Origin of the sequence: Microcoleus sp. D2_18a_D3, from assembly GCF_036702455.1 — a bacterium.
GTDB lineage: Bacteria > Cyanobacteriota > Cyanobacteriia > Cyanobacteriales > Microcoleaceae > Microcoleus.
Genome location: NZ_JAUBTK010000225.1, coordinates 1 through 1,072 on the forward strand (window position 1 = coordinate 1; position 1,072 = coordinate 1,072).

The 1,072-nt window shown below is 38.3% G+C and carries 2 protein-coding genes; both read right to left on the bottom strand.

All coding sequences use genetic code 11. The features are described 5' to 3' along the window. A partial coding sequence (locus QUB06_RS34615; RefSeq protein ID WP_333439361.1) for a hypothetical protein occupies positions 1-221 on the bottom strand: 221 nt, incomplete at its 3' end. Between the two features lie 493 nt (positions 222-714). Further along, positions 715-1,008, bottom strand: coding sequence for a transposase (locus QUB06_RS34620; RefSeq protein WP_333439363.1), 294 nt, complete (start codon positions 1,006-1,008; stop codon positions 715-717). Positions 1,009-1,072: the final 64 nt, after the last annotated feature.

Consider the following 1,072-nt stretch of genomic DNA (forward strand, 5'->3'; position numbering starts at 1 on the left):
TTGACCTCTCTTTCTACATGGTGATCATGATGACTTAATTCTCTGCAGTCTTCAGGGTTTTTTACCCTTATTTTTTTACCCTTATTTTTTTTGTCTGTCAAAAGACGCAGTTGCACCAATCCGATTCCATCCCGAACTCGCTTGTTAAATGCCCATGTGGCTAAGATATTTGCCCCCTCACTGCCGAGCGAAAATATCTCGATGCCGCTGACAATATACAAACAAAAGCTCCTCTGATTGATGTAGGAGCATTTTTTTTATGGGCATAAGGGCTTTAAAGAACTTGGAGGGCGTAACGAGAGTGTTCACGCTGACGGGGCGACAACCCCGTCAGAAAATTGATACAGCACTTCCGGATGTTATGAGGTACAGTAAGCTGTTGTGCATTTAAAACGCATATTGGTATAATATAACATAATGATATTCAGAAAAAGTGAATGCCTGCTAAAAATTTTCTAAGTTCCGAAACAAAGGAAACTCTTCAACAAGTATTAAAAGAGCATGATCATCCAGACATTCGGCTTCATAGCCTTAATTTTTTTGTTACTAAATAACGGAAATACACAAGCTCAAACTGCTGAACTAATTGGATGTTCTCTCAGAAAAGTTGCTTATTGGAGTATTCATGGTGTTCCGGAGCGATTAGATAGTTTTAAAGATGATATAGCCTTTCGAGCGAAAGATGAGGTACAATAACAGCAGTGTGTAAACCAGTTAAAAATATTTGACGATGTAACCTGACCGAACGCAAACTAAGAGTGCTTTTGCTAATTCTTGATAATTAGTAGTCTTGATAGAACGGAGAATGATTTTAAGTTTTGACCACAGATTTTCAATTGGTGAAAAATCTGGTGAATAAGGTGATAAGTATATTAATCTTGCCCCTTTTTTTTCGCTCGCTTTTTTCACTTCTTCTCCCAAGTGAATGGGACAATTATCCATCACTACACAAGCCCCTTTCCATAGTTTTGGCACAAGTTTCCTGATAATAAAAGCGTAAGGATTCAGGTCTAAAAGTGGGGAACAAGAGAAGGCATCAAAAAGTTACAAGAATGGGCAGATAGAGCATCCC